Origin of the sequence: Deinococcus radiodurans R1 = ATCC 13939 = DSM 20539, assembly GCF_000008565.1 — a bacterium.
Taxonomy (GTDB): Bacteria; Deinococcota; Deinococci; order Deinococcales; family Deinococcaceae; genus Deinococcus; species Deinococcus radiodurans.
In genome coordinates this window covers 1,776,813-1,802,150 of record NC_001263.1, presented here as the reverse complement: position 1 = coordinate 1,802,150, position 25,338 = coordinate 1,776,813, and the positions used below count along the sequence as shown (strand labels likewise).

22 protein-coding genes, 1 tRNA gene and 2 pseudogenes are annotated in these 25,338 nt (G+C 66.0%); 14 read left to right on the top strand and 11 right to left on the bottom strand.

The genetic code is table 11. The features are described from left to right. The first annotated feature begins 160 nt into the window (after positions 1 to 160). Both uvrA and DR_RS09055 read left to right on the top strand, forming a co-directional pair. Positions 161 to 3,211 (top strand): excinuclease ABC subunit UvrA, encoded by a 3,051-nt coding sequence (gene uvrA, locus DR_RS09060; protein WP_010888406.1) that lies wholly within the window; start codon positions 161 to 163, stop codon positions 3,209 to 3,211. A 242-nt stretch (positions 3,212 to 3,453) separates the two neighbouring features. Then, entirely contained in the window at positions 3,454 to 4,197 is a 744-nt protein-coding gene (locus tag DR_RS09055) for a hypothetical protein (RefSeq protein ID WP_010888405.1), read from the top strand. Positions 4,198 to 4,253: 56 nt separating this feature from the next. Here the strand turns inward: DR_RS09055 and DR_RS09050 are convergent, their stop codons facing one another. Then, on the bottom strand, positions 4,254 to 5,978 hold the full coding sequence (locus DR_RS09050) for a desiccation/radiation resistance protein (RefSeq protein WP_010888404.1): 1,725 nt from the start codon (positions 5,976 to 5,978) through the stop codon (positions 4,254 to 4,256). Positions 5,979 to 6,111: 133 nt separating this feature from the next. On the opposite strand from DR_RS09050, the gene DR_RS09045 reads away from it, so the two are divergent. Beyond that, positions 6,112 to 6,630: a hypothetical protein gene (locus DR_RS09045; RefSeq protein WP_027480346.1), complete on the top strand. Its 519-nt coding sequence runs from the start codon at positions 6,112 to 6,114 to the stop codon at positions 6,628 to 6,630. A gap of 61 nt (positions 6,631 to 6,691) precedes the next feature. Here DR_RS09045 and trpD read toward each other — a convergent pair whose 3' ends face one another. Together trpD and DR_RS09035 are read right to left on the bottom strand one after the other, a co-directional pair. Beyond that, the gene (gene trpD / locus DR_RS09040; protein WP_027480347.1) at positions 6,692 to 7,708 is read right to left on the bottom strand and encodes an anthranilate phosphoribosyltransferase; all 1,017 of its coding nucleotides are present in this window, start codon (positions 7,706 to 7,708) and stop codon (positions 6,692 to 6,694) included. Positions 7,709 to 7,728: 20 nt separating this feature from the next. After that, positions 7,729 to 8,334: an anthranilate synthase component II gene (locus DR_RS09035; protein WP_010888401.1), complete on the bottom strand. Its 606-nt coding sequence runs from the start codon at positions 8,332 to 8,334 to the stop codon at positions 7,729 to 7,731. A gap of 228 nt (positions 8,335 to 8,562) precedes the next feature. Here DR_RS09035 and DR_RS09030 point away from each other — a divergent pair, with 228 nt between their 5' ends. Beyond that, entirely contained in the window at positions 8,563 to 9,138 is a 576-nt protein-coding gene (locus DR_RS09030) for a peroxidase-related enzyme (RefSeq protein ID WP_027480348.1), read from the top strand. Between the two features lie 16 nt (positions 9,139 to 9,154). On the opposite strand, the gene DR_RS09025 is transcribed toward DR_RS09030, so the two are convergent. Then, a complete protein-coding gene (locus DR_RS09025; protein ID WP_010888399.1) occupies positions 9,155 to 10,009 on the bottom strand; it encodes a VOC family protein in 855 nt (284 codons plus the stop codon). A gap of 255 nt (positions 10,010 to 10,264) precedes the next feature. On the opposite strand from DR_RS09025, the gene DR_RS09020 reads away from it, so the two are divergent. Continuing rightward, entirely contained in the window at positions 10,265 to 11,017 is a 753-nt protein-coding gene (locus DR_RS09020) for a tryptophan-rich sensory protein (RefSeq protein ID WP_010888398.1), read from the top strand. Positions 11,018 to 11,141: 124 nt separating this feature from the next. Here DR_RS09020 and DR_RS09015 read toward each other — a convergent pair. Further along, positions 11,142 to 11,939, bottom strand: a pseudogene (locus tag DR_RS09015) (IS4-like element ISDra7 family transposase); the annotation flags it as partial. Between the two features lie 37 nt (positions 11,940 to 11,976). Here DR_RS09015 and DR_RS16845 point away from each other — a divergent pair. After that, positions 11,977 to 12,462 (top strand): winged helix-turn-helix domain-containing protein, encoded by a 486-nt coding sequence (locus tag DR_RS16845; RefSeq protein WP_010888396.1) that lies wholly within the window; start codon positions 11,977 to 11,979, stop codon positions 12,460 to 12,462. After that, positions 12,377 to 12,985 (top strand): IS630 family transposase, encoded by a 609-nt coding sequence (locus DR_RS16840; protein WP_010889051.1) that lies wholly within the window; start codon positions 12,377 to 12,379, stop codon positions 12,983 to 12,985. The genes DR_RS16845 and DR_RS16840 overlap by 86 nt, the downstream gene beginning before the upstream one ends. Here DR_RS16840 and DR_RS09005 read toward each other — a convergent pair. Then, a pseudogene (locus tag DR_RS09005) lies at positions 12,980 to 13,372 on the bottom strand (IS4 family transposase); the annotation flags it as partial. The gene DR_RS16840 and the pseudogene DR_RS09005 sit on opposite strands and share 6 nt — an antisense overlap. Positions 13,373 to 13,586: 214 nt before the next feature. Further along, positions 13,587 to 14,729, bottom strand: coding sequence for a tRNA 2-thiouridine(34) synthase MnmA (gene mnmA, locus DR_RS09000; RefSeq protein ID WP_027480311.1), 1,143 nt, complete (start codon positions 14,727 to 14,729; stop codon positions 13,587 to 13,589). Between the two features lie 97 nt (positions 14,730 to 14,826). Here mnmA and lysA point away from each other — a divergent pair, with 97 nt between their 5' ends. The 4 genes from lysA to DR_RS08980 all read left to right on the top strand — a co-directional run bounded on the left by lysA (position 14,827) and on the right by DR_RS08980 (position 19,501). Next, entirely contained in the window at positions 14,827 to 15,966 is a 1,140-nt protein-coding gene (gene lysA / locus DR_RS08995; protein WP_010888393.1) for a diaminopimelate decarboxylase, read from the top strand. A gap of 54 nt (positions 15,967 to 16,020) precedes the next feature. Then, positions 16,021 to 17,007, top strand: a complete 987-nt coding sequence (locus DR_RS08990; RefSeq protein WP_010888392.1) for a nuclease-related domain-containing protein — start codon at positions 16,021 to 16,023, stop codon at positions 17,005 to 17,007. A 61-nt stretch (positions 17,008 to 17,068) separates the two neighbouring features. Then, entirely contained in the window at positions 17,069 to 18,394 is a 1,326-nt protein-coding gene (locus DR_RS08985; protein WP_010888391.1) for a S1C family serine protease, read from the top strand. Between the two features lie 219 nt (positions 18,395 to 18,613). Continuing rightward, positions 18,614 to 19,501 (top strand): hypothetical protein, encoded by an 888-nt coding sequence (locus DR_RS08980; RefSeq protein WP_227085937.1) that lies wholly within the window; start codon positions 18,614 to 18,616, stop codon positions 19,499 to 19,501. A gap of 106 nt (positions 19,502 to 19,607) precedes the next feature. On the opposite strand, the gene DR_RS08975 is transcribed toward DR_RS08980, so the two are convergent. Then, a complete protein-coding gene (locus DR_RS08975) occupies positions 19,608 to 19,994 on the bottom strand; it encodes a S1 RNA-binding domain-containing protein (RefSeq protein ID WP_027480312.1) in 387 nt (128 codons plus the stop codon). A gap of 226 nt (positions 19,995 to 20,220) precedes the next feature. Here DR_RS08975 and DR_RS08970 point away from each other — a divergent pair, with 226 nt between their 5' ends. Then, a complete protein-coding gene (locus DR_RS08970) occupies positions 20,221 to 20,826 on the top strand; it encodes a septum site-determining protein MinC (RefSeq protein WP_027480313.1) in 606 nt (201 codons plus the stop codon). 80 nt (positions 20,827 to 20,906) lie between these two features. Continuing rightward, positions 20,907 to 20,982, top strand: a tRNA-Ala gene (locus DR_RS08965). 75 nt (positions 20,983 to 21,057) lie between these two features. On the opposite strand, the gene DR_RS08960 is transcribed toward DR_RS08965, so the two are convergent. The 3 genes from DR_RS08960 to DR_RS08950 form a co-directional block, all read right to left on the bottom strand. Next, a complete protein-coding gene (locus tag DR_RS08960) occupies positions 21,058 to 22,704 on the bottom strand; it encodes a chloride channel protein (protein ID WP_010888387.1) in 1,647 nt (548 codons plus the stop codon). Positions 22,705 to 22,941: 237 nt separating this feature from the next. Then, positions 22,942 to 23,655 carry a uracil-DNA glycosylase gene (locus DR_RS08955; RefSeq protein WP_010888386.1) on the bottom strand — a complete coding sequence of 238 codons (714 nt, stop codon included), beginning with the start codon at positions 23,653 to 23,655 and terminating at the stop codon, positions 22,942 to 22,944. Positions 23,656 to 23,738: 83 nt separating this feature from the next. Continuing rightward, a complete protein-coding gene (locus tag DR_RS08950; protein WP_010888385.1) occupies positions 23,739 to 24,113 on the bottom strand; it encodes a hypothetical protein in 375 nt (124 codons plus the stop codon). Positions 24,114 to 24,509: 396 nt separating this feature from the next. Here DR_RS08950 and DR_RS08945 point away from each other — a divergent pair, with 396 nt between their 5' ends. Next, positions 24,510 to 25,136 carry a C40 family peptidase gene (locus tag DR_RS08945; RefSeq protein WP_010888384.1) on the top strand — a complete coding sequence of 209 codons (627 nt, stop codon included), beginning with the start codon at positions 24,510 to 24,512 and terminating at the stop codon, positions 25,134 to 25,136. Positions 25,137 to 25,338 lie beyond the last annotated feature (202 nt).

Genomic DNA, 25,338 nt, shown 5'->3' with positions numbered 1-25,338 from the left:
CCTCGCCGGGGCGGTTTTTCCTGCCTTTACGCAGCACATTCAGGGCCGGGCGACCTGTTAGAATATTCCGTTTGAGAACGTAGGGCCAAGGCTGCCTTACGCGCCTGCCGTAATCATGCCCTGTTGCCAAAAGGCGTGCAGGACAGCCAAAAGGAGCTTCATGCAAGACAAACTCATCGTGCGCGGCGCCCGGGAACACAACCTCAAGGACATCACCGTGGAGCTGCCCCGCGACCGCTTCGTGGTGATTACCGGCGTGTCGGGCAGCGGCAAGTCCACGCTGGCTTTCGACACCATCTACGCCGAGGGCCAGCGCCGCTACGTCGAGTCGCTCAGTGCCTACGCGAGGCAGTTCCTGGGCCTGATGGAAAAGCCCGACGTGGACAGCATCACTGGCCTCTCGCCGGCCATTTCCATCGACCAGAAGACGACCAGCCACAACCCGCGCAGCACGGTGGGTACCGTCACCGAGATTCACGACTACCTGCGCCTGCTCTACGCCCGCGTCGGTACGCCGTATTGCCCCATCTGCGGACGCAAAATCGAAAAGCAGAGCCCCAGCGAAGTCACCGACCGCCTGCTGGCGGGCTTTCCCGACAAGCGCGCCATCCTGCTCGCCCCGGCGGTGCGCGGACGCAAAGGCGAGTACAAGAAGCTGTTCGCTGACCTGCGACGTGAGGGCTACGCGCGGGTGCGGGTGGACGGCACGCTCTACGAACTGGAAGAAGCCGAAAAGCTCAAGCTGGAAAAGTTCGAGAAGCACGACGTGGACATCGTCATCGACCGCCTGACTCTACGTGAGAGCGACCGCAGCCGCATCGCCGAGTCGGTGGAACTCGGCATCCGGCGCGGCGAGGGCCTGCTGCGGGTGCTGCTGCCCGACGCGGGTGAGGACGGCGGCGCGCACGAGGAGCTGTACTCCGAGAAGTTCGCCTGCCCCGAACACGGCAGCGTGCTGGAAGAACTCGAGCCGCGCTCCTTTTCCTTCAACTCGCCCTACGGCGCCTGCGGCGACTGCGCGGGCATCGGGGCCAAGCAGGAATTCTCGCCCGAGCGCATCATCGACGAAAAACTGAGTATCGCCGGGGGCGCCATCATCCCCTGGACCAAAAAGGGCGCCGACGCGGGCATTTATTACTGGGACAAGCTCAAGGCGCTGGCCGAGCACCTCGACTTCGACCTGAAAACGCCCTGGAAGGACCTGCCCGCGAAGGCGCAAAAAGCCGTGTTGCACGGCCCCGGCGAGGCTTTTGAGGTTGTCTACCGGCGCGGCGGCAAGGAAACCATGCGCTTCATGACCGAGTTCGAGGGCGTGATCACCAACCTGGAGCGGCGCTACGCCGACACCGAGTCGGAATTCATGCGCGAGAGGCTCGAGGAACTCATGGAGCTGCGGCCCTGCCCCACCTGCGGCGGCACCCGCTACAAGCCCGAGATTCTGGCGGTGCGGGTGGGCGGCCTGAACATCTCGCAGACGAGCGGCATGAGCGTGCTGGACGCCGACGCCTTTTTCCAGCAGTTGCAGGAAGGCGAACTCGATCACGCGGCCATCGAGCCCTTCCTCAAGCGCCACACCGGCGGCACCGCCAAGGCGCACGGCCCGCTGCACTACGAGTACGACCTGGGTACGTTCGGCGCGGCGGTGGCGGCCCCGATTCTGCGGGCGATTCGCACCCGGCTGAAGTTTCTGGTGGACGTGGGGCTCGACTACCTCTCGCTGGACCGCACCGCCAACACGCTCTCGGGCGGCGAGGCGCAGCGCATCCGGCTGGCGACCCAGGTGGGCAGCGGCCTGACCGGGGTGCTGTACGTGCTCGACGAGCCGTCCATCGGCCTGCACCCCAAGGACAACGGGCGACTCATCGGCACGCTGAAGAACCTGCGTGACCTGGGCAACTCGCTGCTGGTGGTGGAGCACGACGAGGACACCATGCTGGAGGCCGACTACCTGATCGACATGGGGCCGGGCGCGGGGGTGCACGGCGGCGAAGTCATCGCCTCGGGCACGCCCGAACAGGTCAAGCAGGACAAGAACAGCCTCACCGGCAAGTACCTGCGCGGCGAGATGAAAATCGAGGTGCCCGCCGAGCGCCGCCCCGGCAACGGCAAGTTCCTGAAGGTCTTCGGCGCGCGCCAGAACAACTTGCAGGACGTGGACGTGTCCATTCCGCTCGGCACCATGACGGTGGTGACTGGCCCCTCGGGCAGCGGCAAAAGCACCCTGATTCACGACATCCTGCACGCCACGCTGGCCCGCGAACTCAACGGCGCCAAGACCACGCCGGGACTGTACGACCGCATCGAGGGCATGGAGCAGCTGGACAAGGTCATCGAGATCGACCAGTCGCCCATCGGGCGCACGCCGCGCTCAAATCCGGCGACCTACACGGGCGTGTTCACCGAAATCCGTGATTTGTTCACCCGGACTCCCGAGGCGCGGCGGCGCGGGTATCAGGCCGGACGCTTTTCCTTCAACGTCAAGGGCGGGCGCTGCGAACACTGCAAGGGCGACGGCGTGATGAAGATCGAGATGAACTTCCTGCCCGACATCTACGTGCCCTGCGAGGTCTGCCACGGGGCGCGCTACAATCGCGAGACGCTGGAGGTCAAGTACAACCACAAGACGATTGCCGACGTGCTCGACCTGACGGTGGAGGACGCCCACGAGTTTTTTGAGGCGATCCCGACCATCGAGCGCAAGATGCAACTGCTGCTCGACGTGGGCCTGGGCTACATGAAAATCGGCCAGCCCTCCACCACGCTCTCGGGCGGCGAGGCGCAGCGCATCAAGCTGGCGACCGAGCTGAGCAAGCGGGCCACCGGGCGCACCATCTACATCCTCGACGAGCCGACCACCGGCCTGCACTTCGAGGACGTGCGCAAGCTGATGGACGTGCTGCAACGCCTCGCGGAAGGTGGCAACACGCTGGTCATCATCGAGCACAACCTCGACGTGATGAAGTCGGCGGACTACCTCATCGACCTGGGGCCGGAAGGCGGCGTGCGCGGCGGAACCGTCGTGGCGGTGGGCACACCCGAAGAAGTCGCTGCCCACCCGACGAGCTACACCGGCGAGTACCTGCGCAAGGTGCCGGGCATCGTGGCCGCCGAGCCGCGTGCCAGGGGTGAAAAGGCGGAAAAGCCCGCCAAGGCCAAAGCGCCCGCCAAGAAAAGGACCAAGAAGCAGACGGAACTGGTCGAGGCCGACTGATAGCGGTTGCGGTTGAAGCGCTCAATTTGAGCGATTCAACCCGAGCAGAGCGAGAAGCAAAGAATACGTCCTGCGGGAGATGGACTAAAATCCAGTGCTTTTCTGGATTTTAAGGAATCGGACGCAGGACGTATCAACGGCGAGCGGCATCCCACTGGGCCGTGTCGCCTCGCCCCGCTGGAAGCCGGTCAGTGGGCCGGGAGCAGAGAACTTTGGCGCGCACGTGCTAAAACTGAGGGCGCATGACCGTTGCCGCTGCTCCTTCTGCCCAGGCTGACCGCAAGGCCCTGTGGACGTTCCTGCGTGTTCTGCTCGGGCTGGCGCTGCTGGCCGGGCTGGCTTACTTTCTGTGGACCCCCGGCGTCTGGACCAACAAACTGTTCGTCTGGGTGCTGCTGACTATCCTCGCCGACGAGTGCGCGGGCTGGTTCGGCTACCTGGGGCTGGCGCTGGGGGCGTTGGTGTTTCTCGCGCCGGGGGCCACGCCAGAGCAGTGGCTCGTGGTGGCGCCCCTGATAGCCGCCGCGCTGTTTGCCCTGCTGCTGGTCAAGCACTCGGGTGGGGTTCTCGTGCTGCCCTTCGCCGGCCTGATCTATGCGGGGGCGGTGCTCGGCGCCGACAAGTTGGGGCATTCGCTCGACACGCCCATCAAACTCCTCGGCAGCGAGGAATTCCGCCGCGTGGCTCTGCTCCCGATGATCATCGGGCTCGCCTTCAGCTTCGTGCGGCAACTCGTGAACCTGCTGCTGCGTGGGCACAGCCGCCGCCGGGCCACGCGCCCCTTGCCGACGACGCCTGTTCCGGTGCCCGCCGCCGACCCAACTACGACTGCTCCTGACCCCGCGACTCCCACACCGACCCCCGAGGTGGAAGAAGTGGAAGTGGTCGCGGCGGACCCGGCAGTCACGGTGGTCACCACCTCTGCCAGCCCAGCGACGCCTCCCGCCCCGTCAAAGCCGGCCAAGTCCAAGACCAAACGCAAATAAAACAGGAAGCGGGCCGCCCAGGGTTCACCAGGCGGCCCGCTTCTTTTGCTCTGTCTTCAGCGGCGCACGACGCCCGGGAATTCCGGCTGCGGCGCCCACGGCAGCAGTTGCGCGAGGTCGAGTGGCAGCGCCGCGCTCAGGCCTTCGCGGCGCAGGGTGAGAGTCCCAGCCTGCCGCTCAACACTGACGCCCGGCAACCCAGTGACGAAGCGCAGGGCAATCAGGCTCTGGCCGCCCACTGCCCGCACTGGCACGGTCAGCCGCTGCGACCCAGCCACCAACAGGGCGCGGGTGGGGCTGCCTGCCTGGACCTGATACCCCAGCCCCGCCGCGATGGGCGAAAGCGGCAGGTAGATGACCCCGCCGATGACCTGGGGGGTGAGGCGCGCAGTGGCCGGGGCTGGGCTGGCGACCGGTGGCACCGGAGCCGCAGGCGTCGCCGGCTGAGCAGGCGTGGGCTGTGGCCGGGGCGTCGTCTGAGCCGGTGCAGGCGTTGGAGCCGGTGCCTGTGCCAGCGTGGGCAGACGCGGCTGCTGACTGGTGCTCGCGGCGGCGGCGGCCTGACGCGCCTGGGTCTGAGCGGTCAACTCCGCCGCCGTCGCGCTGCGGCCCCAGCCCAGCGGCGAGGCGCGGAAGGTGGGCCAGGGGCCGGTCGCCAGCGGACGCAGGTTCTCGACGGCGTTGAGGTTCCCGCCGTCCACCGCGAAGTAGAGGGTGCCCTGGTCGCTGACCGCCGCGCCGGTGTCGATCTTGGCGCCACCCGGCAGCGTCCACAACGCCTGCCCGGTGGGCGTCACCGCGTGCAGGGTGCCGTTGAGGTCACCGACCACCACGCTGCCGTCGCTCAGTTCGGCGGCAGGCGCGGCGATGGCGGCCCCGGCGGCGTAGGTCCAGGCGACCTGTCCATTGGTGTTCAGGGCGTAGAGCTGACCATCGTAGCTGCCGACCACCACCAGCCCGGCGCGGGTCACGATGGGGCTGGCGTTCACGAACAGGCCGGTGGGCTGCACCCAGCGCAGCGTTCCGGCGGGAGAGAGGCTGTAGATGCTGCGGTCCCCCGAGCCGAAGTAGAGATTGCCCTCGGCGTCGAGCGCGGGCGAGCTGAACACCGACGAACGCGCCGCGTAGGTCCAGGTCAGCCGCCCCTCGGGACTCAGCGCGTGCAGTCGGCCATTTTGTGCCCCAAAGTAGATGGTGCCGTCGGCGGCCACGGCAGGCGAACTGAAGACCGGCGCCCCCACCTTGTAGCTCCAGAGGGTCTGTCCGCTGCTGCTCAGCGCATAGACCGTGCCGCCCGCCGTGGCGACGACCACGCTGCCGTCGGGCCGCAGGGCGGGGCTGGCGAACACGTCGCCGTCGAGTTTGGCTTTCCAGGTCAGTTGCCCGGCGGGGGACAGGGCGTACACCGTGTCGTCATACGCCGCCGTGATCACGCCGCCGTCGGGCGTCAGCACCGGCTGGGCGCGGCCTATGTCCCCGAGGGCGAAGGACCACAGCTCCTTGCCGCTCGCATCGGTGCGGTGCACTCGGCTGTCGTTGCCCACGTAGGTCAGCTCGCCGCGCGGGCCGATGCTGACCGGCGACGACACCTTGAGCGGCTTGGTCCAGCTCACGCGGGGCGCGGCGGCGCGGCTGGCGGCAGCGGGCGTCTGGGCCGGCGCAGGGGCAGGCGCGGCGGTCTGCGCAAGGGAGGCGGGCGCTCCCAGCAGGGCCACACTCAGGGCCAGAGCGGCCAGCGGAAAAGGGGGCAGGGAAAAGCGGCGGGCAGCGGGGTCAGGCATGGACAGGTCGGCTCCTTGTGGGGGGACAGGACGGGATCGTCAATGGTGTCTTTAAGCACCCTTTACCCAGTGAGTAGGTCTTGGGTCAACTGGTGGACGCGCCTCAAACTAGCGCCCTAAGATGTGACTCGCTATGAAAAAGACACTGATGCTGACTGCTTTTGCGCTGGCTGGACTCGCTGCCGCGCAAACCGCTCCCGCGACCACCGCTCCGATGACCAGCACGACCACGATGACCGGCGACGCGATGACGCCCGCCACCCTGTCGGCCAGCGACAACTTCGCCCGCGCCCAGGAATATGCAGTGCAGGCCGACGTGGCGTACCCGGTGCCCTTCTACGACCGCACCCTGTGGAAAGCCGCGGTGGACCACAGCTACTTCGCGGCGGCCCAGGACACCGGCAACCGTGACTACAACGCCTACCTCGCGCAGCTCTACACCAAGACCCAGTGGTGGATCAACGCCTACAACGCCTGGAACCGCCTCGGCGACCTCAACGACACCGAGAAGCAGTGGGCCTCGCTGAGCGCCGCCAAGCTCGCCTACATCGCCCTCCAACGCGGTGACCGCACTGCCGCCCGCATGTACGTGGACAAGGGCATGAGCTGGGCCGACAGCGCCAGCCTTCAGGCGATTCGCAGCCGTCTCTGATTCCCGGCAATAAAAAAAAGGGCGCTCCCGATGGTGGGGGCGCCTTTTTCGTCGTCTTGCTCTAGCGCTTGGTCAACGCACCGTACTTTTGCAGCATCTCCCAGCCTTGCCCGCCTTTCATGACTTCGCGGGCCTGCTCCACGCCTTCGCGAATAGTCCCGACCCGGCCCGCCGTCCGCAGCGCGGCCCCGGCATTGAGCGCCACGATGTCCTTTTGCGCCGGGGTGCCGCCGCCGGTCAGCAGGGCGTGGGTGATTTCGGCATTCTCGGCGGGGCTGCCACCCACAATCGCCGTTTTGGGGTGCAGGTCTACACCAAATTCCTCGGGATGCATCGTCCGGTCAATAATTTCGCCATCTCGCAGGCCCGAGACCGTGTTGGGGCCACAGACGGTGAATTCGTCGAGGCCGTCGCCGTAGACCACAGTCGCCCCTTTCGCGCCCAGGTGCCGCAGCGCCTCGGCGAGCGTGCGCGTCAGGTCGGCGCGGAATACGCCCACGACGAGGTGGGTGGCCCCGGCAGGGTTGGACAGCGGCCCCAGGATGTTGAACACCGTACGGGCGGCGAGGTCCGAGCGCACCGGGGCGGCGTGCCGCAGCGCGGGGTGGTAGTTGCGGGCGAACATGAAGCCCACTCCGAGCGTGTCGATGGCTTCCTGAATCACCTCGGGCGAGGCGTCGAGGTTGACCCCCAGGGCTTCGAGCACGTCCGCGCTCCCGGCCCGCGAACTCGCGGCGCGGTTGCCGTGCTTGGCGATGGGTACACCTGCGCCCGCCAGCACGAAGGCGGTGGTCGTCGAGATGTTGAAGGTGTGCGCCCCGTCGCCCCCGGTGCCCACCACGTCCATCAGCACGTCGCGGGGGCGAACCTTGACCGTGACGGCGCTCTCGCGCATGGCCTGGGCAAAGCCGGCGATTTCCTCGGGCGTTTCGCCGCGCACCCGCAGGGCCGCGAGCGCCGCCGCCATCCGCACGCCGCTCATGTCCCCCGACATGACTTCACGCATGAAGGCGGTCGCGTCGTCCTGACTGAGCACCTCGCCGTTCATCAGCCGGGCGTGAATGGGCTGGGCCTGCATGGACTGAGCAGTGGGAGCGGTCACGCGGCCCTCCGCTCGCGTACCAGGCGCAAAAAGTTCTCCAGCATGTGCAGGCCCTCCTGGGTTTCGATGCTTTCGGGGTGAAATTGCACGCCGTAGATGGGGTATTCGCGGTGGCGCAGCGCCATGACGACCTCTTCCTCGGGGTCGCTGCTCCAGGCGGTCGCTTCCAGCTCCGGCGGCAGCCCGCGCACGACCAGTGAGTGATACCGGGTCACGCGCACGTCCTGCGGCAGTCCGGCAAAGAGGTCGGTGTTCCCGTGCCGCACCGCGCTCGTCTTGCCGTGGACGGGCCGCTGCGCCCGCTCCACCCGCGCCCCGAACGCCTGCCCGATGCTTTGGTGGCCCAGGCACACGCCGAGCAGCGGGTACTGCGGCCCGAGTTCGCGCACCACGTCCACGCTCAGGCCCGCTTCGAGCGGCGTGCAGGGGCCGGGCGACACCACGATGGCGTCGGGATCAAGCTGGCGCACATCGTCGAGCGTAAAGGCGTCGTTGCGCCACACCGTCAGCTCACAGCCCAGAGCGCCGAAATACTGCACCAGGTTGTAGGTAAAAGAGTCGTAATTGTCGATCAGCAGCAGGCTCAGGGGGGTATCAGACATGAAGACTCCAAATGAAAAGCGCCCAGTGAACGGAGAAGTTCACCCAGGCGCGGGAAGAAAAGACGCAACGTCACCCGCCTAGGTGAGGCGAGGCCACCAGATCAGGCGGAGGGTGCGAGCGGACATGGCTGCAAGATAGCGCGGATGCCGGGGCAGGCGGCAGTGTCAACGGCTGCGGGACAGAAGACTGTCAAAAGGAAAGTGAACTCACTGGGTTATCCTCTCCTCATGCCTACAACTCAACCCCGGCTGTCTTTCCTGGCCGTTCCCACCGAAGACAACGCCCACGAAGGCGTGAAAAAACTCTGGTCCAAGGCCGAGGCCAACATGGGCTTCGTGCCCAACGTGTTCCGGGCGCAGGCGCTCAACGGCGAGCAGTTTCTGGCGTGGTGGAACTACTTCAACCTGCTCGTCAACAAGGAAGGCGGCTTGAGCAATGCCGAGCGCGAACTGCTCGCCGTGGTCGTCAGCGGGCTCAACCGCTGCGTGTACTGTGCGGTCAGCCACGGAGCCGCCCTGCGCGAGTTTTCCGGCGACGCCGTGAAAGCCGACGCCGTGGCGGTCAACTGGCGTCAGGCCGAATTGTCGGAGCGCGAACAGGCCATGTGCGCCTACGCCGAAAAGCTGACGCTGCGTCCCGCCGAGATGACCGAAGCGGACCTGGCACCCCTGCGCGCCGCCGGCCTGAGCGACGAGGCGATTCTGGAAGCGGTGCAGGTCATCGCCATGTTCAACATGACCAACCGCGTGAGCAGCGCCCTGGGCTTCGTTCCCAACCCCGAGTACCACATCCAGAGCCGCTGACGGCTCGCCCCCCGCCCTAGCCCCGGCGCACCGTCACCACGTTGCCCCAGGGGTCAGCCCGGCGCAGCGCGTCTCCGAGGTCTTCCCAGCCGCCCTCTTCTCGCAGCGGCGCGAGGTCGGGGGTCCGCACCTCGAACCCGCTGAGGCCGGCGGCGGGCGCTTCCGGGTGACCCTGCCCGCGCGTGTGCCATTCGTTGAGGCCGAGGTGATGGTGGTAGCCGCCCCAGGAGAGGAACGCGGCGCCGGGGAGGTGCGACACCACCTCCAGTCCTAAGACGGCGCGGTAGAACTGCGCGGCTTCGGCAGCGTGGCCGACCTTCAGGTGCACGTGTCCGAGCGCCGTGCCGGCAGGAGCGCCCGCATACGGCGGCGCCTCCCCGGTCCGCAGCGCGTCCAGCGTGATTCCGGCCTCGGCGAGCACGCCCGGCACGTCTACCGCCAGCGTATCCATCTGCACCTGCCCGTCCCGCCAGGTCCAGCCCTCGCGGGGCCGGTCGGCGTAGACCTCGATGCCGTTGCCTTCCGGGTCGCTGAGGTAAAACGCCTCGCTCACCAGGTGGTCGCCGCTGCCCAGTCCGCTGCCCAGTCCCGCCGCGTGCGCCACCCAGCGGCCCAGGTCGGCGCGGGTGGGGAGCAGGAAGGCGGTGTGGTAGAGCCCCGGCCTGCTCACCGGCGCGCGGGGCAGGTCGGGCGCCGCTTCCAGGCGCAGCAGCGGCGTGCCGTGAGCGCTCAGCACCACGCGGCCTGAGCCGTCCGGCGCCGTGCTCAGTCCCAGCAGCCCTGCGTAAAACGCCGTCAGTCCCTCCAAATCGCGGGCGAGCAGCGTCACCGGGCCGAGGTGCGTGGTGGGGGAGAGCGGGGGAGGCGTCATAGGTCCAGGATGGAATAGATGCTTTAAAAAGTCAACCGATTGATTTTCTAATGTTTGTATGCCGGGTGTGTCATCTTCCGGACAGCCCCTGCGGGCAGAGGGCCTTTAATACCAATTTGAAAAATAGTTTGGATAATCAAACTATTTTTCCGAACGGAGTGAGTAAAAGAAAATACGGAGCTGAGCGGCGCGGAAGAGATGGCGGCGTTTTTCCGCCATCTCTGAAGAAGAGTTCAGCTCCGTATAAGCTGAGGCATGACTGGACTTGCGCGCCAAGTGACGCTCCTCGCCGCGACCGTGCTCACGCTGGTGGTGAATTACCTCTCCAACGCCCTGCCGCTGTTCGGCAATTCCAACGCGGAGGTGAGTGACCGTTTGCCGAACGCCTTCACCCCTGCGGGGCTGACGTTCACGGTGTGGGGGCCGATTTTCCTGGGGCTGCTCGTGTTCGCCGTCTATCAGGCGCTCCCGGCGCAGCGTGGGGCGCGGCTGGACCGGCTGTTCTGGCCGTTTCTCCTGGGTAACCTGCTCAATGTCGCGTGGCTACTCGCGTTCCAGAGCCTCAACATCGGGCTGAGCGTGGTGATCATGCTGGCGCTGCTCGCGGTGCTGGTCCGGCTGTACCTCAGCGTGCGCAGTCTGCCGCCGCAGGGCGCCGAGCGCTGGACGCTGCAACTTCCCGTCAGCCTCTACCTCGCCTGGATCAGCGTGGCGACCATCGCCAACATCACGGCGTTCCTCGTCAGTGCGGGGGTCACGCAGAGCTTCCTCGGGATTGCCGGGCCGGTGTGGTCGGCGCTGCTGCTCGTGGTGGCGGCGGCCATCGGCGTGTTTTTCCTGTGGCGCTTCCGCGACTACGCCTTCGCGGCGGTGCTGCTGTGGGCCTTTTACGGCGTCTACGTCGCCCGGCCTGAGGTGTCCACCGTCGTGCTCGGCGTGGCGGTGGCGGCGGGGCTGGTGCTGCTCGGCAGCCTGAGCGCGTGGCGGCGGCCCCGGGCAGCGCTGTAATACGGTTTCAAATTGAGTACCGGACATGTCCGGGCGCAATTTTGCGCGGAGCGCATAAACAATGGTTCGTGCAGTTTTAGGCGGCTTTAAGTCCGAAATCCAGCGGACTGAACGGCGAATTCGCTCATTCTTCAAAGCGAGCCGAGAGGTCCAGATTGGATAAAATGACCTGGGCCAGCAGGGCGTTATACGCCCTGCGTTTCATGTCTTCGAGACTGAACACCAGATCCTGCCCGCCACCTGCCGCTCGCAGGGCCTCCAGTCGGCAAAGATTCAGGGTCAGCAGCACCACGTTCCAATGCGCCTCGATGCCCTGCTGTGACCGCAGTTGCACATCCTGGCCCCCCAGGAACTGTTTGGCATCCCGGAAGATCAGTTCGATCTCAAAGCGGCTTCGATACAGCGCCATGACCTCATGAGCCGGCATGGTCACAGCGGTGCTGAACAGCACCGCGTAGCCGGTGACCTGACCCTTTTTACCAATCTGCTGAATGACGACTGCGCGCACTTCCCGCGCCCACTGCACGCTCCAGACCACCTGCGTCCACACCCGCTCAGTCGGCCTTGCAGAGACGAGGTCGAAGCGCTGCAGGTCACTGAAGTCCACCTTACCGTCGAACTTCTTCTTTCGCCCCCGTCGTCTGGGATGCTCACCGGTGTAGAGGTCGTTGAGGTTGGCGTTGCGAGGCAATCTGGAGATAAACGGGAGACCGTGACCCGTCACGGTCTCCACGATGGGTTCCTTCGCGTAATTCCCGTCGGCAACGACAGCAGCCAGATCAAGCTGTTGAACAGTCCGGAGATCGAGCAGCACGTCATCCAGCTGATCGGCGGCCTGTTCCAGACGACTTGGAGCCTCAGACCCGGTCAGGGTCTGACGGACATCGACCGTCAAGGCCTGCCGGTGCTGGACATCAATTATTGATAACGGTGTAGGTATGAATTGGTAAGCTGGCCGTATGCCCGGATGGCAGCCGACCCAGTATTCCCGCGCTCAGCTTGAGGAGCGCCGCTTGGCCGCGCTTGAATGGATTGAACGTGGGACGCATCGAAACCGAGAGATTGCTCAGCACTTCGGCGTGTCGGTACACACCGTGTACACCTGGAAAGCCCGCCTGAAGCGTAACGGTGGCCTTCAGGCCACCGTTGCCCGTGGCGCTTCTGCACGTCTGAGCGCGACGCAACACGAGCAGCTTCGCACCTTCCTGCGGGAGGGCGCCCTGCACCATGGCTTCCCTGATGACACCTGGACGACCCTACGCGTCACCAACCTGATTGGGCGGCACTTTGACGTGTGGTACCACCACGACCACGTGCGGAAGATTCTCAGACGCTTGGGGTTTACGCCCCAGATGCCAGATGGCCGAGCGGCCGAGCGCAACGAACTTCGGATCGCATCCTGGAAAGAACAGGTTGCACCGGAGTTGGAAAAAAAAGGTCGCTGAGGGCGCAATCCTAGTGTATCTGGATGAGGTCGGCTTCTCGCTGAAAGGCGTGCGAAGGCGGACTTGGGGAACCAGGGGCGTGACGCCCCTGGTCAAGCTTCCGGCGAATTGGGAGAAGCTCTCCACCATCGGGGCAATAACCTCGGACGGACGATTCTTCCAAAACACAAGATCTGGAGCGATTCGGAGTACGGATGTCACTCAGTTCTTTCGACACCTCCTGCGGCACATCCAAGGGGAGCTTGTGGTAGTGCTGGACAACGCGGGCATTCATCGATCTAAAGCCACTCAGGCGTTCGTGGAGACCCACGAACGCCTCTCACTGGTGTTTCTACCGCCGTACGCCCCGGAATTGAACCCGATTGAGCTGGTGTGGGCATACGTGAAGCGGAATGCGTTGGGGAATTTCTGTGCGCGTTCGATCGTTGAACTCAAAGGGCGACTGGTCAGCGCGTGGCAGCGCCTTCGGTATATCGAACTGCCTCAACGACTTATCGACTCAAATCTACGACGCGATCAATAGGGCACAACAGGATTGCTCGATTCCGCGTTCGGTCCGCGCGGCACAGCCATTCCAGAACGAGCCGAGGTGTGCGGTGTGCTGACCGGCTTTGCGGTGAAAAGAGGCGTCGATGGCCAGAACGCACAGTGGGCTGATCAGCCCACTCTCGATTGCTGTACTGACAGTCGCCTGGTGTAACGCGCCCCACGGAATGGCCCCATCGTCACTTCGGTGCAGCCAACGACGAATCGTACTCTCCGAGCAGGCTGCATACCGGGAGAGATTCAGGGCGTTCAGCCGTCCAGGAACAGCGAGAAAAACGCTGAGCAGCACGGTCAGGAAATTCCGCTGCGTCTTGCGCAGCGGGACCGCGCTGAGAACGTACTGTAGGATGGCCATCAGACCCATTGGAAGCGGTGATTTCACAGCTCCATTTTCAATGGGTCTTTCCTTTTGGGCTCAAAACTGCACGAACCATTGATGGAAAAAATACGGTTTTAAGGAGTGGACGGGCATCCGGCGCCTTTCCGGATGTTCGGGAATCGGATTAAAACCGTATAAGGAGGGAAAACCGAGACCGGAGCCGTCACGCCGCTCCGGTCTTTTTATTGTTCCGGTCTCCTCAGGTCAGCGCTGGCAGCTCCCGCGCGTGGTCGGCAATCAGCCCGCCGCCGAGGAGGCGCGACCCGGCGTAGAGCACTGCGCTCTGGCCGGGGGCGACAGCGAACTGAGGCTCGGCAAATTCGAGCTCGAAACCCTCGGCGTCAGCGTGCAGTACGTGGGCCTTCACCGGCGCGGTGCGGTAGCGGACCTGCACCTCAAGTTCAGTCGGCAATTCGGCGAGGTCGAGCAGGTAATTCGCGTCCGTCGCTTTCAGGCCGGTCCACAGGCAGTCGTCGTAATCGCCCACCCAGACGGTGTTGCTGTCCGGGTCAAGGTGAACCACGTGCCGCACCCGGTGCGACTGGTACAGCCCCAGACCCTTCTTCTGCCCCAGCGTATAGAACTGCGTGCCGAGGTGCTCGCCCACCACTTCGCCCGTCGCAATTTCGCGGATGTAGCCCTGCGCCTGGGGCAGATGCTCGGCCACGAAATCCTGCACCTTGCCCGGCACGAAGCAGATGTTCTGGCTCTCGGGCTTCTGGGCGGTCAGCAGGCCGCGCTCGGCGGCGATTTCGCGCACCTGGGGCTTTTCGAGCTCGCCCACCGGAAAGAGGATGTACGGCAGCGCGTCACGCGGCGTGCCCCACAGGAAATAGGTCTGGTCCTTGCGTGGGTCGTCGCCCCGATGAAACTCGACTTCGCCCTGGGCGTTGTCTACCCGCTTGACGTAGTGGCCGGTCGCCACGTAGCGGCAGCCGAGCATCTTCGCCTTTTTCACCAATTCGTCGAACTTGACCTTGGTGTTGCAGTTCACGCAGGGGTTGGGCGTGCGGCCCCGCGCGTACTCCTCCAGAAAGGGGCCGACGATATGGCGCTGAAACGGCTCGCGGTAGTCGAGCAGGTAAAACGGCACGCCGACCTGCTCGGCCACCCGGCGGGCCTCATAAGCGGCGTCGGGCGAGCAGCACGAGTCGAAGGTGTCGGTGCGCTTGTCGTCGGGCCAGAAACGCATCATCGCGCCGATGACCTGGTAGCCCTGCTCCTTGAGCAACGAAGCCGTCACCGACGAGTCCACCCCGCCCGACATGGCGCACAGCACCCGCTCCCCCTGCGCGGCGCGGGAGGGAGGGGCGAGGTCGGGGGCCGCAGGAAAAGCCGTCATAGCGCTGGGGAGAGTAGCAGAGTGCCGGGCATGCGAATGTGGGCCTGAGACCGTGAGACCGGGAGTCAAGACTGAAGACCCCGCTACACTCTGAGCCATGTCGCTTTCCCGCCACGCCCTGCAAGACGCCGCCCAACGCTTCGGCACGCCGCTGTATCTCTACGACGCCGAAGAACTCGACGCGGCGCTGTGGCGGGTGCAGCGGGCCTTCGGGGACGCGCGCATCTTCTACGCCATGAAGGCCAACCCCAACCTGAACCTGCTCCGGCGCTACGCGGCGGCGGGCGTGGGTTTCGAGTGCGTCAGCCTGGGCGAACTGCTGCGGGCCGAAGCGGCGGGCGCAGGTGGCGAGCGCATGATTCTCAACGGCCCCGCCAAGAGTGACGCCGAGTACGCGGCGGCGGCGCGGCTGGGCGCGACCATCGTGGTGGACCGCGAGGAAGAGGTTGTGCTGCTGCCGCCGGGCTCGCGGGTGCTGGTGCGTGTCAACCCGGCCATGACCGTCAGCACCCATGAACACCTCGCCACCGGCACTGCCCGCAGCAAGTTCGGCCTGACCCCGGAGCAGGTGCCGGGCACCCTCGCCGAGTTGCGCGACGCCGGGCACGAGGTGCTGGGGCTGCACATGCACATCGGCAGCGCCATCGAGCAGGCCGAGGACTTCACGGCGGCGTTTGCCCGCGTCACCGAGCTGCGGGCGCATATCGGCGGGCTGAGCGTGCTTAACGTGGGCGGCGGCTGGAGCCTGAACGCTGACCTGGAAGGCATCGCCTACGAGGCGCACGAGGCGGCGCGGGTCTTCGGGGCCGAGCTGTGGGTGGAGCCGGGGCGTTATCTGGTGGCGAGCGCGGGCTGGCTGCTCACCCGGGTGGTCGGCACCAAGCGCACCGGGCGCAACTTCTGCCTGGTGGACGCGGGCATGACCGAGTTCCTGCGGCCCATGCTCTACGGCGCGTCGCATCCGCTTTATCCCATGTGGGACGCGCTGGCGACCGAGGTCTGGGACGTGGCGGGCCCGGCGTGTGAAAGCGGCGACCTGATCGCACGGGGCGTGCCGCTGCCGACGCCGCAGCGCGGGCACTTGCTCCTTATCGGGGAAGCCGGGGCCTACGGCGCCAGCATGAGCAGCACTTACCTTTCGCGCCCGCGCCCCGCCGAGGTGCTGTGGACCGGGCACGACTGGCAACTTCTGCGCCGCCGCGAGACGCCCCAGGACATCTGGGCGGCGGAAGTCTGAGGGCGTGACGCGATAAGAGCCTTGTGAACAGCAGCGCTTTAAGCTGGGCCCGTCATGATTGTCAAAGCGCTCGAACCTCAGACATTTTCCGATTCACTGCGGCGGGCGGGCCATGAAGCGGAGTCCCAGCTGGCGCATTACCTCAAGCGGGCCTTCGAGGACGACCCGTACAAGTTCGTCTTCAACAACCTGCGGATTCAGCGCCGCGATGAAACGGCGCAGCTCGACCACCTGATTCTTCACCGCTGCGGGCTGATCGTAGTGGAAAGCAAGAGTGTCGCCGGGGAAGTCGCGGTCAATGAACACGGCGAATGGACCCGCTGGTGGAACCGCCAGGGCCGGGGCATGCCCTCGCCTGTGCTTCAGGCGCGGCGGCAGCTTGATCTGCTGGGGGCGCTGATGCAGAAACACGAAACGGAGCTGATGGAAAAGGGCTTCCTGGGCCTGCGTCAGCGAACGCTGAGTGGCATGCGCCGTGACGTGCTGGTGGCAATTTCCGATGGGGGCCGCATTACCCGCAAGCTGGACGTGCCCGAAGTCGTCAAAGCCGATCAGGTGCCTGACCGTATCCGCGAGACCGTCGAGCAGGCGCGTAAGCAGGGTAATTTCTATTTCACGGACACGGAATTGCACCGAGTGCGCGATTTTCTGTTGTCGCGTCATGTACCGACGACGGCCCCAACGCAATCTCAGACAGCTGACGCTGCTGACATGCCCCTCTCGCCAACCACGCGAGAAGCTGTGGGAAACCCAGCGTTAGGGCGCACCCCAGACGCACCAGCAGCGCCGAGGGCCGACGCTACAGCGCCAGCTTCCGAATCTCAGGAGCCGCCTCGTTGCCGGCACTGCCAGTCAACGGACATTTCTATCGAGTACGCGCACAGCTATTACATCAAGTGCGCGCGATGCGGCGGGAATACGCCCATCAAAGTGAGTTGCAACGAGTGCGACGCCCCTGCCCGCCTCCGTAAAAAGGGCGCAGAATTTCGGGTGGTCTGCGCCGCTGGTCACGAGCGGCTGTATCACACGAACCGGGTCTGACCGGCGGCCCAGTTGAGTCTGTTTTAACCGCCCTGTAACCGTCCCGCTCCACCCTGATCTCATGAACAGGAACCTCTCGATTCTGGCCCTCACCGGCACGCTGGCCCTCGGTGGCCTCCTCGGCTATCAGGCGAAGGAACGCGGCGCGCTGGACTCGCAGCCGACGGCGACGGTGCAGCAGACCACCGCCCAGAACGCGGCTTCCCAGACTGCGGTGGAGCAGGGAACACTGGTTCAGACTCGCGCCGGGACGCCTGCCACGTCCTACGACGCGGGCCGCGCGCGCACCGAGTCCGAAGCCAACACCGTGCAGGTGGTCAAGGAGCGGCAAGACGGGCTGGTCTACATCTCGGTCACCGAGGCCGACACCGGCAGCGCCGAGGCGCAGATGCGGCAGAAGTTGCAAGACCAGTTCGGGTTCGCGCTGCCCGAGGACCAGGGAGGCGGAGCACCGGCGACGGGCACCGGCAGCGGCTTTTTCGTCAATGCCCAGGGCGACATCGTGACGAACAACCACGTCGTGGACGGCGCCAGCGACATCACCATCCGGCTGCACGGCGGCAAGCAGACTTACAAGGCGAAGGTCATTGCCCGCGCTCCCGACTACGACCTCGCGCTGATTCGTGCCGAGGGGGTGCCGCGTGCCAGCATCAAGCCGCTCCCCCTCGGCGACTCGGACAAGCTGGACGTGGGCCTCAAGGCGATTGCGATGGGCGCGCCCTTCAACCTCGACTTTTCGGTGTCCGAAGGCATCATTTCCAGCCTCGAACGGCAGGTGCCGGTGGGCAGCCGCGAGGTGTCGCAGCCGGTCATCCAGACCGACGCGGCCATCAACCCCGGCAACTCGGGCGGGCCGCTGCTCTCCAGCGCAGGCCAGGTCATCGGGGTCAACACCCAGATTCTGACCGGCGGCGCGGGCCAGAGCGCCGGGGTGGGTTTCGCCATTCCCATCAACACCGTCAAGCGCCTGCTGCCGCAGCTTCAGGCAGGCAAGGGAGGCGTCGTTTCGCCGCCCAGCTTGGGTGTGGTGTTCAGCGATCTCAGCAGCCTGCCCCCCCAGCAGCTCAAAGCGGCGGGCCTCCCGAGCAGCGGCGCCCTGCTTCAGAAGGTCTACCCCGGCAGCCCGGCGGCGGCAGCGGGCCTGCGCGGCGGCAATAACGGCAAACTGTCGCTTCCCTCGGCCCAGGGCACGTCCAGCATCTCGACCGACGGTGACCTGATTACAGCGGTGAACGGCCAGCCGCTCGAAGACGCGGGCAGCCTGCAAGAAGCCGTGCTGGCGACCGGCGAGGGCCAGCCGCTGCGCCTGACGGTGCGCCGGGGCGGCAAAACCCGCGAGGTCGAGGTCACCTTGCAGGCGTTCCGTTTCCCGCAAGACCAGCAGTAAAGGAGTGGATAAAGGCCAGGGACAGCAGTATGTGGTACGGAGCTGAACTCTTCTTCAGAGATGGCGGAAAAGCGCCGCCATCTCTTCCGCGCCGCTCAGCTCCGTATTTTCTTTTACTCACCCCGTTCGGAAAAAGAGTTTGATGATCCAAACTATTTTTCAAAGTGGTATGAGCTGTCATCAGCCAGCGGCGAGGCGGACGTGTTACAACCTGAAGCGATGAAAAGACTTCTTCAGTGGACGATGCTCACGGCCCTGGTGGCCGGAACCGCCAGCGCCGCCGACGTGCGCCTGGGCCTGAACACCAGCGCCACCCTCGGCTGTGAAGTGGCGGGCGTGCGCGCGGGCGTACAGGAAGGCCGTTTCGGCGGGTACATCCAGGGCTCGTACTGCACCAGCAACGTGCAGGGCGAATCTGGCGCCGGGGCGTTTGGCGGTGGCCTGACGGTGGACTTTTACCAGTCGCTCACGCTCAACGCTTACGGCCAGCTCGGCGCGGTGTCGCAGCCGAACGGCAATCCCAGCATCTATGGCGGCGTGGGCGTTCGCTACGGCATTCCGCTGGTGCCGGTCGAGGCTTACCTGGAAGGCGGCGTGTCGCACCGCAGCACCATCATCGGTGGGCTGACCGCGCCCCGCTTTGCTCTGGGCCTCAACTATGTCTGGCGCGGCGTGAACCTCAACGAAATCAGCGGTGGCGAGAGCCGCCCGAGCAACATCAGCGCCCCCGGCACGGGCGGCCTGAACGTGGACGCGAGCGGCAGCGGCACGGGCGGCAGTGGCGGCGCTCCCGCCCCGACGCAGTGCAACGTCAGCCCCGAAGCCGACGCGGCGGCGGCCCGCAGCGCGGCGGACGCGGCGGCCCGCAGCGCCCTGTCCTCGGCGGCAACGGCCTACAGCGCCATCTACAGCAACGTCAGCTACGACATCTCGGTGGGCAATGCCAACGTCAACGGCAACAGCGCCACCGTGACCGGCACCATCACCCTGCGGGCGACCAACCGCACCAACGGCGAGCCGGTGAGCGGCACCTACAGCGGTGTGGTAACCCTCTCGCGCAGCGGCTGCGGCTGGGTGGCAACCGGCTACCGTCAGAACGGCGAGTAAGGGTCAAGCAAAGGGGCCGCCTCCTGCGTGGAAGCGGCCCTTTTTTGACCCTCACGGGTCACGAAAAATCCCCACCCGGTTGACGGACGTGGGGATGTTGGCCTGCTTACTTCTTGCGCTTGCCTGCGGGCTTTTTGCCGCCGCCACCGCTGCCGGGGCCGCGTTCCTTGGCGTCACGCATGAACGAGCGCAGCTTGGCTTCGAACTGCGGGCTCTGCCGGCCAATGGCGCGGGGGCGGGGCACTTCCTCAGGCTCCTCCAGCAGTTCCTTGATGGACAGGTCGAGGCGTCCGCGCTCGTCGCGCCCCAGCACCTTGACCTCGACATTCTCGCCTTCACGCACGTGGTCGTGAATGTTGCGCACGAACGAGTGCGCGATTTGCGAGATGTGAACCAGTCCTGTTTCGCCGTTCTCGAACTGAACGAACGCGCCGAAGTCGGTGACGCGAGTGATGCGGCCTTCCGCGACGGCACCAGAATCAAGCTGCACCAAGAGTTTTCTCCTCAAAAGGCATGGGGCGAGTCTACACGATTGCTCCGGGTCTATGCATTTAGAATTAGAATTTCTATGGCTTGAATTTTTGGAGCGGGGTGCCCTGTTGCCGCCTTGCAAAACGACCCTTCCTGTTCGCATCCTGGGTAGAGGGCAATGAAAGGGGAGAGTCCCCCCACCTGTCCCTGCATCTCTCAGGCCGTGCGCCTGCTCTAGACTGAGGGATATGAAGCTCCGAGGCACCCTGGGGGGACTGAACCTCCTGCTCGAACCTGGCGATACCGGCGAAACCGTGCGCCGCTCGCTCCAGACCTACCGGCAGATGCTCACGGCCCAGATCACGGTGGAAATTCAGGGCGACACTCACCCCGAAGCGGTCGAAGCGGCTCTGCAAGGCGTGCGCGAGGCCGGCGGGACCCTGGGCCGGGTCCGCGCGCCGCGCCTGACGGTCAACATGCCCGCGTCGGTGGCGGCTGAGCCGGTCACGAGTGCCCAGACCGTGATCGTGCCCCACAGCGTGCGGGCGGGCTTTCGCGGCGAGTACCGGGGCAGCGTAGTCGTGCTGGGCGATGTCAATCCCGGCGCCGAGCTGATCGCGGCGGGCGACGTGATCGTGGCCGGGGCGCTGCGTGGGGTCGTCCATGCCGGGTACGGCGGCACCCATCCCGACCCCATCGTGTGGGCGCGGCCCATCGCCAGTGCTCAGATTCGCATTGGCGACGCCGTGGCGCGCGCGCCGGAGGGCAGCAGCAACATGCGCCGCACTGACCGCACCGAGCGCGCCGAGCGGGCTTACCTGCAAGACGGCATGATCGTGATCGACGTGCAGTGAGAGGGGGCCGCCGTTGCCCCTTGCGCCGTCACCCTGCGCGTGGTACAGTCTCTCTCGCCCGATTTGGGGCCGTTTGATTCGGGGTCGTAGCTCAGCTGGGAGAGCGCGTCGTTCGCAATGACGAGGTCAGGGGTTCGATCCCCCTCGACTCCACCACCCACCCGCCTGCTCTAGGCGGGCTTTTTTTATGCCTCGGCGCGGCTGCCTGAGCGCCTGAAACGTCTCAGCGTTTCAAGCGCCCGGCAGCCGCAGCATGTTTTCCAGGCTGGCGTAGGCTTCCGGCTGGGCCAGGAAAATCAGCTCGTCGCCGTCGGTCAGCCGGAGTTCGGGGCGTGGCAACTGCACCGCGCCGCCGCGCAGGACGCCCACCACTTCCACGGCGGGGGGAAGGGCCAGCAGCTTGAGCTTGGCCCCCCGCCAGTTGCTCGGTACAGGGCGGCGGTACAGCTGCCTGCCGTTCTGGTCGATGCCAGTGTCGGGCAGATACGGCGTGCCAGCAGTCTGTACTGGGCGGCGGGGCAGAGCCCGCACCGTGTTCGGCAACGCCAGGCCGCTCGCGGGCGCGGGCAGGGCACTGTCGGCCCGCGAGCGCAGCTGTCCGGGGATGATGCCGGGTTCGCCGCTGATCGCGTGGGCCAGGCCCGCCGCCAGCAGCGCGAGCGGCAGCATGGTGTCGCCGCCCCAGGCCACCGCGAGCAAGGTGGCGCCGAGCGGCACGTTAAGGGTCACGGTCAGGAAGGCGACGGCGCCGATCAGCCCCGCCACCGCCGGGTCAGTGTGCAGCACCTGGCTCAGGCCCACGCCCAGCAGCCCGCCGATGCCCACTGTCGGCAGCACGCTTCCCCCGAAGGCGAGTCGCGCCCCCAGCGCAAGCAGCAGCCAGCGCCACAGCCCCTGCGCTCCGGCGTCGGCGCCCATGAAGCCGCTCAGGCCCACCTGCATCCAGCCGGAGCCATCGCCCAGCACCGTCGGCGTCGCCAGTAGCGCGATCCCTGCCGTCGCCAGACCAAACACCGCGCCCAGCACGGGCCGCCAGCGCCCGTCGGTGAGCGACGCGGGCAGCAAGCGACAGGCGTGTAGGAGCAGCCACCCCGCCGCCGTGACGACCAGCGCCACCGCCGCGAGCGCGGGAGCCTGTGTCAGCGGCGGGAGTTGTCCACCGTAGGGAATACGCAGCAGCGGCGCGAATCCAAAGGCGAGCCCGTAAACCGCGTAGCTCGCTACTGCCGCCAGCACGCAGGGCATCAGCACCTCGAATTCGAACTCGAAGCGGCGATACAGCACTTCCGCCACCAGCACGGCGGCGGCCAGCGGTGCATGCAGTACAGCACCCAGCCCGGCGGCGGCCCCGGCGAGCATTAGCATCCGCAGTTCGCCCGCATCCAGCCGGGTCAGGCTGCCCAGCACTCGCGTGCCGAGTTGGCCCAGCAGCACGAACAGCGAGTCGCGTCCCACCAGCAGCCCGCTGACATACGCCAGCAGCGTGCCCAGCAGCGTGCGGGCCTGGGTGCGGGGGTCCGGCCAGCCTTCGCCGCGCTGAGAGTGATGGGCACCGCGCACCAGTTGGGCAAAGGCGCCGCCCGGCACGGCGGGCACCAGCCAGGTATAAGCCGCGCCCGCCAGCGGCAGCACCAGCAGCAGCAAGGGCGAGACGTGGCCGAACGCCATCAGCAACCCGCCCTCGCCGGGGGTGCCGGGCGGCGCGTAGCTGCTCAGCCAAGCCCCCACCGGGCGCAGCAGGTCGAGCAGCAGCCGCAGCAAAATGCACAGTGCTCCCACCACGCCGCCGAGCAGCACGCTGAGCACCACCACCCGGCCCGATTCCAGGCGCAAGCGGACCGCGCGGGGGATCGGAGTGCGGGACAGAGGAAAACGCATCGCGGGTCATCCTAGAGCAGACCGGGCCGTCTGGGCGCGGGGTCGTCGGTACGCCGCCCAACTTGGAGCGAAATGCCCCGGCTTTTGTGCTCATCGCGCACCTTATATATAAGGTCTCGACGGCGTGTCGGGCGAAGTTGAAAAAGTACGGCCTGAACAGTGTTTTTTCAACTGACCTTGGGGCGATTTACTGGAGTTGCTGTCAGGGGAGACGGAGCAGCTTTTCAGCGCCGGTCTTCATTCCAATTCACTGAACAGACTGTCGGGCGCGGCGGGAAATTGGCCCTGAACCGGGGAGGCTTCCTTCTCGCCGCGCAGGACGGCGGCCACTTCGCGGATATCGCGCCAGGTCAGGCTCTTGGGGCCGCCGGGGGTCCGCACCGGATTACGCAGCAGGTAAGCGGGGTGCAGCAGCGGCATCAGCAGGGCGGGCTGCGGCCAGGCGGGGTGGCGATAGGTGAACCATTGCCCGCGCAGTCGCGTGATGCCGCGTGGCGTGCCGAGCAGAAACTGTGTGGCGGTGTTGCCGAGCGACAGCACCACCCGTGGCCGCAGCAGCGCGAGTTGCGGCTCCAGCCACAGCCCGGTGCAGGTGGCGGTTTCTAGCGGCAGCGGCGTGCGGTTGTTCGGCGCGCGGCACTTGGTCACGTTGGTGAGGTACGCCTCCTCGCGGGCAAGGCTGGCTGCCGCCAGAATGCGGTCGAGCAGTTGCCCCGCCTGCCCCACGAAGGGCCGTCCATCGCGGTCTTCTTCGGCGCCGGGACCCTCGCCCACGATCAGCAGCGGCGCGCGCGGGTCGCCGTCAGACACCACCACTTGCGAGGCACTCACCCGCAGCGGACAGGCCGCGCAGCCCCGGTTGCGGTCTTCTAGCGCCAGCAGCGCCGCCGGGTCCGGCGGGTCAGCCGCCTGATGCAACGGGTGGCGCGGCGGGGGAAGGGAGCCGGTCATGGGGCCAAAGTAGCGCCCGCCCCCGCACCGTGGCTGAAAGCTGCGTTTCAGTCTCGGGCGGGGGCGGGCACAAAGGGCTTTGGTCAGGGCTGGGCTGGGGCCAGCTTGGGCCGCTTGGACCGCGCTTCACGGCGAGTTTTGGGGTCGAGGCCGACGAGCAGGAAAAAGTTTTCCAGGGCGTTTTCCTGCCCCTTGGTGTCGGGGTGTTCGTGTTCGGCGGTGCCGGTTACGAAAGGCAGCGCCTGATACAGCTCCAGCGCGTGCGTGGTCACGTCTTCGGGGGCGTGCTGCTCGGCGTAGGTTGCGAGTTGTACGTAAATCTCGCGCCGCGCTTCGGCGTGCCGCAAAAAGGCGTCGGGGTGCGGCGTTTCTGCCGAGCGCAGCATGTCCTGCCGGGCGATGCGGCGGTAGTGCTTGAGGCCCTGAAGCAGTTGCTCGGTGGTCATCGGTTCTTTCATGGTCCCTCCTGCGGACGGGTGCGCGGGCAGCGCACGGCAACGGGGCGAGTATAGAACCGGGCGCCGCGCCCCTCCGAGGGGAAGCCATTACCCCGCTTTTTGTGACGTGAAGTGATGCTGAAAGGTAACTTCAGTTACTCTGTATCGGCCCCTCCAAATCTGAGAAAGATGTGGAACCTTACTTTCCATGAAGACCGAAAAGTGCGCCTGGGCACGTCACTCGGGGGGGACAAAACAGAAATGAGTCAGACTCTGAGAACACTGAGGAAAACCCTCGTATTCATCGCGTTATGCAGTCTAAAAGTCCGCATATACGCCGTATAGGCGCATAAAAGTCGCCATTTCATTTAAGGATTAAGGGCAAGTGAACAGTTTTGGGTTAAGCTTTCGTGGTCGATGAAAGCCGCCCATTTGCTGACCACCATCTCCGCCCTGAGCCTCACCACCGCCGGAGCCGCCACCTACACCGTCAAAGCCGGAGACACTCTCTCCCGCATTGCAGGAGCCTACGGCACCGATGCCAGCACCCTGATGCGTATGAACGGTCTGCGCAGCACCACCATCCAGGTGGGCCAGCGCCTGCAAATCGGTTCGAGCTTTACCAAGACCAATACCGCGCAGACGGCGCAGGCTCCAGTCGCCAGCGGTGGCAGCCGCGTGTACGTGAACACCGCCGCCAGCCGCTACCTGGGGATCCGCTACTCGCTCGGCGGAACCGGCGCGGGCGGCATTGATTGCAGCGGCTACACCATGCGCGTGTTCCAGCAGATGGGCATCAACCTGCCCCGCACCGCCGCCGGGCAGTGGGGCGCGGGCTACGCCGTGAGCAGCCGCAACCTGCAAGCCGGCGACTTGGTGTTCTTCAACACCACCGGGCGCGGCGTGAGCCACGTGGGCGTCTACCTGGGCAACGGTATGATGGCGAATGCGAACTCGTACTATGGCCGCACCGTGGTCGAGCCCCTCTTCGGGAACCCCTACTGGGCCAGCCGCTTCATGGGCGCCCGCCGCGTTATCGGCTGAGCCAGAGTAAGCACGCCTGAGGCTTTCATCGCCCAGTACAGCCTCACAGAGCAGCCCCCGCCTTCGCAGGTGGGGGCGCGTGCTTTTGGATAGCTCCTAGAGCGTTTGCCATTGGAAGGCCTTACTTTTTGACGCTCTACCCTGGTAGGGCTCGAAGAGCTGCGTCGCAGCAAGGGGTGGTGGGTGTTTTTCTGTCAAATGC

Bases quoted from the DNA above. Each gene is read 5' to 3' on its own strand.
- uvrA (WP_010888406.1), top strand. From the start codon at position 161: ATGCAAGACAAACTCATCGTGCGCGGCGCCCGGGAACACAACCTCAAG.
- DR_RS09055 (WP_010888405.1), top strand. From the start codon at position 3,454: ATGACCGTTGCCGCTGCTCCTTCTGCCCAGGCTGACCGCAAGGCCCTG.
- DR_RS09050 (WP_010888404.1), bottom strand. From the start codon at position 5,978: ATGCCTGACCCCGCTGCCCGCCGCTTTTCCCTGCCCCCTTTTCCGCTG.
- DR_RS09045 (WP_027480346.1), top strand. From the start codon at position 6,112: ATGAAAAAGACACTGATGCTGACTGCTTTTGCGCTGGCTGGACTCGCT.
- trpD (WP_027480347.1), bottom strand. From the start codon at position 7,708: ATGCAGGCCCAGCCCATTCACGCCCGGCTGATGAACGGCGAGGTGCTC.
- DR_RS09035 (WP_010888401.1), bottom strand. From the start codon at position 8,334: ATGTCTGATACCCCCCTGAGCCTGCTGCTGATCGACAATTACGACTCT.
- DR_RS09030 (WP_027480348.1), top strand. From the start codon at position 8,563: ATGCCTACAACTCAACCCCGGCTGTCTTTCCTGGCCGTTCCCACCGAA.
- DR_RS09025 (WP_010888399.1), bottom strand. From the start codon at position 10,009: ATGACGCCTCCCCCGCTCTCCCCCACCACGCACCTCGGCCCGGTGACG.
- DR_RS09020 (WP_010888398.1), top strand. From the start codon at position 10,265: ATGACTGGACTTGCGCGCCAAGTGACGCTCCTCGCCGCGACCGTGCTC.
- DR_RS16845 (WP_010888396.1), top strand. From the start codon at position 11,977: ATGCCCGGATGGCAGCCGACCCAGTATTCCCGCGCTCAGCTTGAGGAG.
- DR_RS16840 (WP_010889051.1), top strand. From the start codon at position 12,377: ATGGCCGAGCGGCCGAGCGCAACGAACTTCGGATCGCATCCTGGAAAG.
- mnmA (WP_027480311.1), bottom strand. From the start codon at position 14,729: ATGACGGCTTTTCCTGCGGCCCCCGACCTCGCCCCTCCCTCCCGCGCC.
- lysA (WP_010888393.1), top strand. From the start codon at position 14,827: ATGTCGCTTTCCCGCCACGCCCTGCAAGACGCCGCCCAACGCTTCGGC.
- DR_RS08990 (WP_010888392.1), top strand. From the start codon at position 16,021: ATGATTGTCAAAGCGCTCGAACCTCAGACATTTTCCGATTCACTGCGG.
- DR_RS08985 (WP_010888391.1), top strand. From the start codon at position 17,069: ATGAACAGGAACCTCTCGATTCTGGCCCTCACCGGCACGCTGGCCCTC.
- DR_RS08980 (WP_227085937.1), top strand. From the start codon at position 18,614: ATGAAAAGACTTCTTCAGTGGACGATGCTCACGGCCCTGGTGGCCGGA.
- DR_RS08970 (WP_027480313.1), top strand. From the start codon at position 20,221: ATGAAGCTCCGAGGCACCCTGGGGGGACTGAACCTCCTGCTCGAACCT.
- DR_RS08960 (WP_010888387.1), bottom strand. From the start codon at position 22,704: ATGCGTTTTCCTCTGTCCCGCACTCCGATCCCCCGCGCGGTCCGCTTG.
- DR_RS08955 (WP_010888386.1), bottom strand. From the start codon at position 23,655: ATGACCGGCTCCCTTCCCCCGCCGCGCCACCCGTTGCATCAGGCGGCT.
- DR_RS08950 (WP_010888385.1), bottom strand. From the start codon at position 24,113: ATGAAAGAACCGATGACCACCGAGCAACTGCTTCAGGGCCTCAAGCAC.
- DR_RS08945 (WP_010888384.1), top strand. From the start codon at position 24,510: ATGAAAGCCGCCCATTTGCTGACCACCATCTCCGCCCTGAGCCTCACC.